The sequence below is a fragment of the Chelativorans xinjiangensis genome, from assembly GCF_009812055.1.
Taxonomy (GTDB): domain Bacteria; phylum Pseudomonadota; class Alphaproteobacteria; order Rhizobiales; family Rhizobiaceae; genus Chelativorans; species Chelativorans xinjiangense.
Genome location: NZ_WQNH01000049.1, coordinates 20912 through 29409 on the forward strand (window position 1 = coordinate 20912; position 8498 = coordinate 29409).

Below are 8498 nucleotides of genomic sequence, written 5' to 3' on the forward strand. Positions count from 1 at the left end.
TTCTCGAGATCCTGGAAAACCTGCGGCGCGCATGGCGCCAACACCAATCGCCGCGCCGATTGCGGCGCGGGGTTTCGGTTTCTCGCCCTGGCCCATGAGGCGCAGGGCGTCAGCAGGTCTCCAGGATGGTGGACATAAAAACTCCGTCTGCGGGGAGCTTGAATACCGCAAGAAGAGGCTGGGATAAAGGCCCGGCTTGCCAGGCTTCCGGGTTTGGTCTAGCGAAGGCCGCTATATCCGTTTCGGATAGACGTATCCCTTCTAAGAACCCGACTGCACGGCCCATGACCATCATCGACACGCGCACACCCGACCCCAAGCGCTTCATTCCAGGAGCCACCGGCGATTGGGAAATCATCGTCGGCATGGAGATCCACGCCCAGGTGACCTCGCGCGCCAAGCTCTTCTCCGGCGCATCGACGGCCTTCGGCGCGGAGCCCAATTCCAACGTCAGCCTCGTCGATGCGGCCATGCCCGGCATGCTGCCCGTTATCAACGAGGAGTGCGTAAAGCAGGCGATCCGCACCGGCCTGGGCTTGAAGGCGCAGATCAACCACCGCTCGGTCTTCGACCGCAAGAACTACTTTTATCCGGACCTGCCGCAGGGCTACCAGATCTCCCAGTACAAGCAGCCCATCGTCGGCGAGGGGATCGTCATCGTCTCCGTCGGGCCGGCAAAGGACGGCAGCTTCGAGGAGATCGAGGTCGGCATCGAGCGGCTGCACCTGGAGCAGGATGCGGGCAAATCGCTGCACGACCAGCACCCGACCATGTCGTATGTCGATTTGAACCGCTCCGGCGTGGCGTTGATGGAGATCGTCTCGAAACCGGACATCCGCTCCGCCGACGAGGCCAAGGCCTTCCTCACCAAGCTCAGAACCATCCTGCGCTACCTCGGCACCTGCGACGGCAACATGGACGAGGGCTCCATGCGCGCCGACGTCAACGTCTCCGTGCGCCGCCCGGGCGAGCCCTTCGGCACGCGCTGCGAGATCAAGAACGTCAACTCCATCCGCTTCGTCGGCCAGGCCATCGAATCGGAAGCCCGGCGCCAGATCGCCATACTCGAGGACGGCGGCAGCATCGACCAGGAGACCCGGCTCTTCGATCCCGGAAAGGGCGAGACCCGCTCCATGCGCTCCAAGGAAGAGGCGCACGACTACCGCTATTTCCCCGATCCGGACCTCGTGCCGCTGGAGTTCGACCAGGCCTATGTGGACACACTCGCCGCCGGGCTGCCGGAGCTGCCGGACGAGAAGAAGGCGCGCTTCATCGAAAGCTTCGGCCTGTCCGAATACGATGCATCCGTCCTCGTCTCGGAAAAGGCCGTCGCCGACTATTTCGAGAAGGTGGCTGCAAGGCGCGACGGCAAGGCGGCGGCGAACTGGGTTATCAACGACCTTTTGGGCGCCTTGAACAAGGCCGGAAAAGGCATTGAAGAGACACCGGTTTCGCCGGATCAGCTCGGCGCCGTGATCGACTTGATCAAGGACGGCACCATCTCCGGCAAGATCGCCAAGGATCTGTTCGAGATCGTCTGGAACGAGGGCGGCGACCCGAACGCCATCGTCGAAGAGCGTGGCATGAAACAGGTCACCGACACCGGCGCCATCGAAAAGGCCGTCGACGAGGTGATCGCCGCCAACCCCGATAAGGTGGAGCAGGCCAAGGCCAAGCCGTCGCTGGCCGGCTGGTTCGTCGGCCAGGTGATGAAGGCCACCGGCGGCAAGGCCAACCCGCAGGCTGTGAATGCGCTGGTGAAGCAGAAGCTGGGCATCGAAGAGTAGGCGGCGAAACCGCGCGGGGGCCTTGCCTTCGTCCAGCTTCGCCGCCATAAGGCGGACATCCGGCCATCACCCGTGCTGCCCACGAGGAGAGCGATGAAAAAATTTCTGCTTCAGTTCTTCACCTGGTGGAACGGTGCGACGCTCAACACGCGCTTCCATACCTGGCGCAAGGGCAGCCGCGTGGGCGAGGACGAGTTCGGAAACGTCTACTACGAGGGCGGCACCGATTCGGAAGGCCGCACCCGCCGGTGGGTAATCTACAACGGCTATTCGGAAGCCTCCATAGTGCCGCCCGGCTGGCACGGCTGGCTGCACCACAAGGTGGACACGGCGCCGGCGGCCGAGAACTACGCCCCGCGCGAATGGCAGAAGCCGCATCTGCCGAACCTGACCGGCACGCCGGCCGCCTACCGGCCGCGCGGCTCGGTGCTGACCAAGGAGGAGCGGCCGCGCGTCACCGGCGACTACGACGCCTGGACGCCCGGCGGCTGAACCTGTTTTCTCGCCACATTTGCGCAATAGGCCCAATGGCGATTTTACGAAAGCCGAAGCAGAACCGCTTGAGGGTGGGGTCGAGAAGAATGATGCGAGCGCGTTGGTTGTCGCCTACTGGACTTGCGGTTGCCGTCTGCACCCTTGCCGGGCTTGCCGGACAGGCGCAAGCGGAGCGGATCAAGAATCCCGTCGCCGAGTTCTCCGGCATCGACAAGATCACCGGCCGCATCATCAGCTTCGACGTCTATATGGACGAAACGGTGCAGTTCGGCGCCCTGCAGGTCACGCCGCGCGTCTGCTACAGTTCGCCGGAGACGGAGGAGCCGAAGACGGATGCCTTCGTCGAGGTGGACGAGATCACCCTCGACCGCCAAATCCAGCGCATCTTCAGCGGCTGGATGTTTGCCGAGAGCCCGGGGTTGAACGCGGTGGAACATGCCGTCTACGACGTGTGGCTGAAGGCCTGCAAGCGGGAATCAGACGTGCCGCCGCCGGAGACGAATTGAGGCCTGTCGAGGCTCGATGGCGAGGCGGCCGATCACTGTGCCTTCCGCCAGCCAACCTATCCCGTATCAAAACGCCGCATCACCCTCCAGCGCTTCCGCCAGGAGGCGTTCGTAGCGTCGGCGGGGTAGGTCGACGGCGCCGAAGCGTTTCAGGTGCGGCGTGGTGAACTGGGTGTCGAGGAGCACGAAGCCGCGCGCGTTCAGCCGGTCCACGAGGTGCACGAGGCAGACCTTGGAGGCGTTGGCCTCCCGCGAGAACATGCTCTCGCCGAAGAAGGCGCGGCCCAGGGTCACGCCGTAGAGACCGCCGGCAAGCCGCCCCTCGCGCCAGGCCTCGACCGTGTGGCAGTGCCCGCGCTCAAAGAGCGCCGTATAAGCCTCGCGGATAGGTGCGTTGATCCAGGTATCCTGCCGGCCCGTGCTAGGCTCCGCGCAAGCCGCGATGACGCCCGAAAAGTCGGAATCGTATAGGATTTCATAAGGCTCCTGGCGCATGAACTTTTTCAGGCTGCGCGGCACATGGAACTTGCCGAGCGGGATCACACCGCGCGTTTCCGGCCGCACCCAGAAGACCTCCGGATCGTCGGCATGCTCGGCCATGGGGAAGACGCCCGTCGCGTAGGCGCGCAGGAGCAGGTCCGGCGGGATACGGTAGCCGGGCGCGAAGGGGCGCGTCATCGCGCCACCACCCGTTCGCTACTTGTGGTCGGCCGCGTGGTCGGCCAGGTAGTTCTCCAGCCAGTGAATATCATAGTCGCCATTCGCCACATCGACATTGCCAACCAGTTCCTGGAACAAGGGCAGCGTGGATTTGATGCCGTCAACGACGAATTCGTCAAGCGCGCGGCGCAGCCGCATCATGCATTCGACGCGATTGCGTCCGTGCACGATCAGCTTGCCGATGAGGCTGTCGTAGTAAGGCGGGATGCGGTAGCCGGTATAAACGCCCGAATCGACGCGCACGCCGAGCCCGCCGGGCGTGTGAAAATGGGTGATGGTGCCGGGCGAGGGGACGAAGGTCCTCGGGTCCTCGGCGTTGATGCGGCATTCGATCGCGTGGCCGAAGAAGCGTACGTCGTCCTGGGTGGCCGAAAGGCCGCCACCGGACGCGACGCGGATCTGCTCGTGCACCAGATCGATGCCGGTGATGGCTTCCGTCACGGGATGCTCCACCTGCAGGCGGGTGTTCATCTCGATGAAATAGAATTCGCCGTTTTCGTAGAGAAACTCCACCGTCCCGGCGCCCGAATAACCGAGATCGGCGATCGCGTTCGACACGATAGTGCCGATGCGCGTGCGCTCTTCGGCATTGAGCGCCGGCGAGTGCGCTTCCTCCCACACCTTCTGGTGGCGGCGCTGCAGCGAGCAGTCGCGCTCGCCCAGATGAATGGCCTTGCCGGCGCCGTCGCCCATCACCTGCACCTCGATATGGCGCGGCTTCTGCAGATATTTTTCGATGTAGACCGCGTCGTCGCCGAAGGCGGCACCCGCCTCCGAGCGCGCCGTCGACAGGGCCTCGGAAAGGTCCGCTTCCGAGCGGGCGACCTTCATGCCGCGCCCGCCGCCGCCGGCCGACGCCTTGATGAGGACGGGATAGCCGATCTCGGCGGCGATCTTCTTGGCCGCACGGTCCTCGCGCACCGCACCCTCCGAGCCCGGAACAACGGGAATCCCCAGCCGCTTGGCTGTCCGCTTGGCCTCGATCTTGTCGCCCATCAGGCGGATGTGCTCGGCCGACGGGCCGATGAAAGTGATGTTGTGGGCGGCCAGGATCTCGGCGAACTTGGCGTTTTCCGAAAGGAAGCCGTAGCCGGGATGAATAGCGTCGGCGCCCGTGACCTCACAGGCCGCCACGATCTGATGGATGTTCAGATAGCTGTCGCGTGAAGCGGGCGGGCCGATGCACACGCTTTCGTCGGCCAGCCGCACATGCATGGCCTCGGCGTCCGCGGTGGAATGGACGGCGACCGTCTGGATGCCGAGTTCCTTGGCTGCCCGCAGGACCCGAAGCGCGATTTCGCCGCGGTTGGCGATGAGTATCTTCTGGAACATTGCGCGGGGCGCCCCTGAACGATTATTCGACGACAACCAGAGGCTCCCCGTATTCCACCGGCTGGGCGTCCTCGAAAAGGATCGCCGTCACCGTGCCGGCGCGGGGCGAGGGGATCTGGTTCATCGTCTTCATGGCCTCGATGATGAGCAGCGTCTGGCCCTTCTCGACCTGCTGGCCAACCTCGACGAAGGGATTGGCGCCGGGAGCCGAGGAGCGGTAGGCCGTGCCGACCATGGGCGAGGGGACGGCATTCTTGGAGATGTCGGGAGCCTGAGAGGGCGCCTCCTCCTTGGCGGCGGGTGCCTGTGCGGCGGGGGAGGGCGGAAGGGCCACGGTGGCCTGTGCCGCGGGGGATTGGCGTGACACGCGGATGCGCAGATCGCCTTCCTCCACCTCGATCTCGGTCAGACGGGTCTCGTCAAGGATGCTCGCCAGGTCGCGGATAAGCTGCTGGTCGACTCCGGGTTTCTTCATTGACATATCTCTTTTCGTCCTGCCTTGCCGCACCTTCAAAGACCTATAAGCGCGCCGCCAGCGCCTCAAGCGCCAGCGTGTAGCCCATGGGGCCGAGGCCGCATATCATGCCGACTGCTACCGGCGCTATCATTGATTGGTGTCGAAAGGGTTCACGAGCGTGAATGTTCGACAGGTGAACCTCGATAACGGGAAGGGGATCGACGGCGCGGATCGCGTCGTGAAGGGCAATGGAGGTGTGGCCATAGGCGCCCGGATTGATGACGATGCCGTCGGCATTCTTCTCACCTGCCTCCTGAATCCAGTCGACGAGGACGCCCTCGTGGTTCGACTGGCGGAACTCGATCGCAAGCTCCAACACAGCGGCCCGCTTTCGGCAATCGGCCTCGATATCGGGCAGCGTCTTGCCGCCATAAATGCCCGGCTCCCGTTTGCCGAGCATGTTCAGGTTCGGCCCGTTGAGAATATAGATCGTCTTTGCCATCACGTTTCCCCCGGCATGTGTATGCCGCCGCCCTCTATAGTCGGCTTAAGCCACGCCGGAAAGACCGCAAGCCGCTTCTGCGGCTGTCCACAAAGGGGCGGTCGCTTGCGGTACCGGGATTATTGCCGTGCGTTTTCGATCTTCTCGCTCAGCACGTCCCCGCCAAGCGCGCCGAAGACGACCTCCTGGCCGACGACATAGGAAGGCGTGCCGGTGATCTGAAGCTTGTTGGCGAGCTCGTAGGTGGTGTTGAAGGCCTCGACGATCCCGGGATTTTTCATCTCCTCGCGCAGCGCCGCCTCGTCCGCACCCAGTTCGAGCGCGACCTTAATCGCGCTTTCTTCCGTCGCGCGGCCACTGCTGCCCAGCAACCGGGTGTGGAACTCGCCGTATTTCTCCGGCATCAGCGCCCGGAAGGCCATGGAGACCACGTGCGCCTTTTGCGAGTCCGGCCCCAGAATGGGGAATTCCTTGAGCACGAAGCGCAGGTTTTCGTCGTTCTCCACAAGCCTCTCCATGTCGCTCAGCGCCCGCTTGCAGAAGCCGCAATTATAATCGAAGAATTCGACGACCGTGACATCCCCCTCGGGGTTGCCGACAACGCCGTCATGGGGGCTGTTGAGGATCTGGTCCGAGGCTTCGGCGAGTACCTTCTGGCTGTTCGCCTCCTGCTCCCGGCGCTGCTTTTCCTTCAGCGCCGCCTGTACCTCGTACATGATCTCCGGGTTGGAGAGCAGGTATTCGCGCACGATGCCCTCGATCTCGGACCGGGTGAAACCGGCCTCGGGATGCTCCTCTGCCCGCGCCGCATCCAGCACCAACCCGGAAGCCGCAAGGGCCGACATTGCGGCGGCGAAAACAGTCTTTCTCATGGAACGTTCCTTCGCGGGCTGTTCGACGGGGCGGTGTGGGTGGAGAAGGTCAAACGCTCACCTTTCGCCCATTGCACGGTAATCGATGATATCCTGGGCACGCAGCCAGTCCGGCGAGCCGCGTTGCAGTTTCATCTGCGCGCGCGCGGCAAAAATCTTGGCCTCACGGTAATTGCCGGCATGGAAGCTTCCTTCGGCCGAGGCAAGCTCCGCCGCGCCGATATCGCCCGTCTGGCCGTAGGCCTGGGCGAGGAAGCGGTAGCCGTTGACGTATTCGGGTTCGCGCGACAGCCCGGCCTTGAGCTGGGTGGCGGCCTGGCGCACCAGGTCGGGCTCGCCCGTCGCCAACAGCGCCTGGCCGTAGCCCACCTGCAGGAGGCCGGACGGCGAGGACGACAGGTTGAGGGCCCTGGCATACGCGTTGGCCGCCTCGCGCGGCTGGTTCGCCTTGATGAGGATTTCGCCGCGCAGCTCATGGAAATAGGGATTGCCGGGCTGGGCGGCGACCAGGCGGTCGACCTTGGCAAGGGCATCGCGCGGGTTGCCATTCAGGAAGCTCGATGTGGCCTCCGCATAAAGCATCGGCAGGCCGCGCGGGTCGTTGCGGAAAAGCCGCGGCGCCGCATTGGGGCCAGCTGTGTAGGCGGCGATCTTCGCCCGCATCAGGTTGTGGCGCAGGGTGAGGGCAGGGGAATCCGCACGGTCCCGGTAACGGCTTTGCTCGACCAGCGTCTGCAGGTTCGCGATGCGGTCGCGCGGCATTGGGTGGCTGACCTGGTAGGGGTCAACGTTGACGCCCGAAAGCGCCAGGTTACCGGCCATCCGTTCGAAGGTCTTCAGCATGCCGCGGCCCGACTGCCCGGTTGCCTCCAGATAGTCGAGGGCGGAGCGGTCGGCGGTGGCCTCCTCGGTGCGCTGGTAGCCCATGAGGCTGCGGCGGGCCGCTTCCGCACCGCCGAGTGCAAGCCCGGTACCGGCCTGCGCCAGGCCGCCTGCGTCGCTCGCCGCGCCGGCCACCCCGGCGCCGACACCCAGGAGAGCGGCGACCACGGCCATCGTCTGGGCACGGGCGATCTGCTCGCGTAGCCGGTGCTGGTGGCCGCCGGCGATGTGGCCGGCCTCGTGGGCGATCACGCCGATGATCTCGTTGGGCGTCTCGGCCGCCAGCAGCGCACCCGTATGGATGAAGATGCGCCGCCCAGCGACGAAGGCATTGAAGTTGTGGTCGTTGACCAGGACGATCTCGATGCCCGAACCACTGAGCCCCGCCGCCTGAAGGATCGGCGCGGCATATTCGGCCACCAGCGCCTCGATCTCCGCGTCGCGCACCACAGGCACATTGCGCTGCGCATAGGCTGCCGACGTTGCCGCCAGGAAGCCGGCAATGGCAAGCGAGACGGTAACGACCCGGAAGAAACGAACGAGGCTGGACGTGGTCGACATGGCGGGGACTGGTAATCGAGCTTCGTGGCAAGGAGAAGGCGCAAAAAGCGCGATCAAGCGCTTGTGATTCCGTGATGTGACGGTATCCCCTCATCCAACCGGCGGCCGATGAGGCGAACCGTCACCGGAAGACATCATACGCGATCGGCGGAAACAAAACAGCCAGGGTTTTATCCCTGGCTGCCTGTCTTCATACGCCTAGAGCGCCGTGCATTCACTTATGTTCATGCAAGGCGCTCTATCTGTTTGTTTCGCCGCATTTGTGCGGACGTCAGGTGATTCCACCTGACTGCAAAATGCTTGTCTTATGACTTTTTCCGCCGAACGGGCGAATAAGGGACCGCTGGGAGAGGGTAGCCGCCCTCCCTCAGCGGCGAGGGTCGG

At 64.3% G+C, this 8498-nt stretch carries 9 protein-coding genes; 3 read left to right on the plus strand and 6 right to left on the minus strand.

What is annotated here, in order from left to right; all coding sequences use genetic code 11:
• The first annotated feature begins 284 nt into the window (after positions 1 to 284).
• From gatB to GM910_RS22675, 3 genes are all read left to right on the plus strand, one after another.
• A complete protein-coding gene (gene gatB, locus GM910_RS22665) occupies positions 285 to 1787 on the plus strand; it encodes an Asp-tRNA(Asn)/Glu-tRNA(Gln) amidotransferase subunit GatB (protein ID WP_159591854.1) in 1503 nt (500 codons plus the stop codon).
• Between the two features lie 93 nt (positions 1788 to 1880).
• Entirely contained in the window at positions 1881 to 2279 is a 399-nt protein-coding gene (locus GM910_RS22670; RefSeq protein ID WP_159591857.1) for an NADH:ubiquinone oxidoreductase subunit NDUFA12, read from the plus strand.
• 107 nt (positions 2280 to 2386) lie between these two features.
• Complete coding sequence (locus tag GM910_RS22675) at positions 2387 to 2788, plus strand: DUF2155 domain-containing protein (protein WP_425482717.1); 402 nt, start codon at positions 2387 to 2389, stop codon at positions 2786 to 2788.
• A 66-nt stretch (positions 2789 to 2854) separates the two neighbouring features.
• On the opposite strand, the gene aat is transcribed toward GM910_RS22675, so the two are convergent.
• From aat to GM910_RS22705, 6 genes are all read right to left on the minus strand, one after another.
• On the minus strand, positions 2855 to 3466 hold the full coding sequence (gene aat / locus GM910_RS22680) for a leucyl/phenylalanyl-tRNA--protein transferase (protein WP_159591860.1): 612 nt from the start codon (positions 3464 to 3466) through the stop codon (positions 2855 to 2857).
• Positions 3467 to 3484: 18 nt separating this feature from the next.
• Positions 3485 to 4840, minus strand: coding sequence for an acetyl-CoA carboxylase biotin carboxylase subunit (gene accC, locus GM910_RS22685; RefSeq protein WP_159591863.1), 1356 nt, complete (start codon positions 4838 to 4840; stop codon positions 3485 to 3487).
• Between the two features lie 22 nt (positions 4841 to 4862).
• Positions 4863 to 5321: an acetyl-CoA carboxylase biotin carboxyl carrier protein gene (gene accB / locus GM910_RS22690; protein ID WP_159591866.1), complete on the minus strand. Its 459-nt coding sequence runs from the start codon at positions 5319 to 5321 to the stop codon at positions 4863 to 4865.
• 37 nt (positions 5322 to 5358) lie between these two features.
• Positions 5359 to 5799 (minus strand): type II 3-dehydroquinate dehydratase, encoded by a 441-nt coding sequence (gene aroQ, locus GM910_RS22695; RefSeq protein ID WP_159591869.1) that lies wholly within the window; start codon positions 5797 to 5799, stop codon positions 5359 to 5361.
• 119 nt (positions 5800 to 5918) lie between these two features.
• Positions 5919 to 6671: a DsbA family protein gene (locus GM910_RS22700; protein WP_159591872.1), complete on the minus strand. Its 753-nt coding sequence runs from the start codon at positions 6669 to 6671 to the stop codon at positions 5919 to 5921.
• Between the two features lie 57 nt (positions 6672 to 6728).
• Complete coding sequence (locus GM910_RS22705) at positions 6729 to 8114, minus strand: M48 family metalloprotease (RefSeq protein ID WP_159591875.1); 1386 nt, start codon at positions 8112 to 8114, stop codon at positions 6729 to 6731.
• Positions 8115 to 8498: the final 384 nt, after the last annotated feature.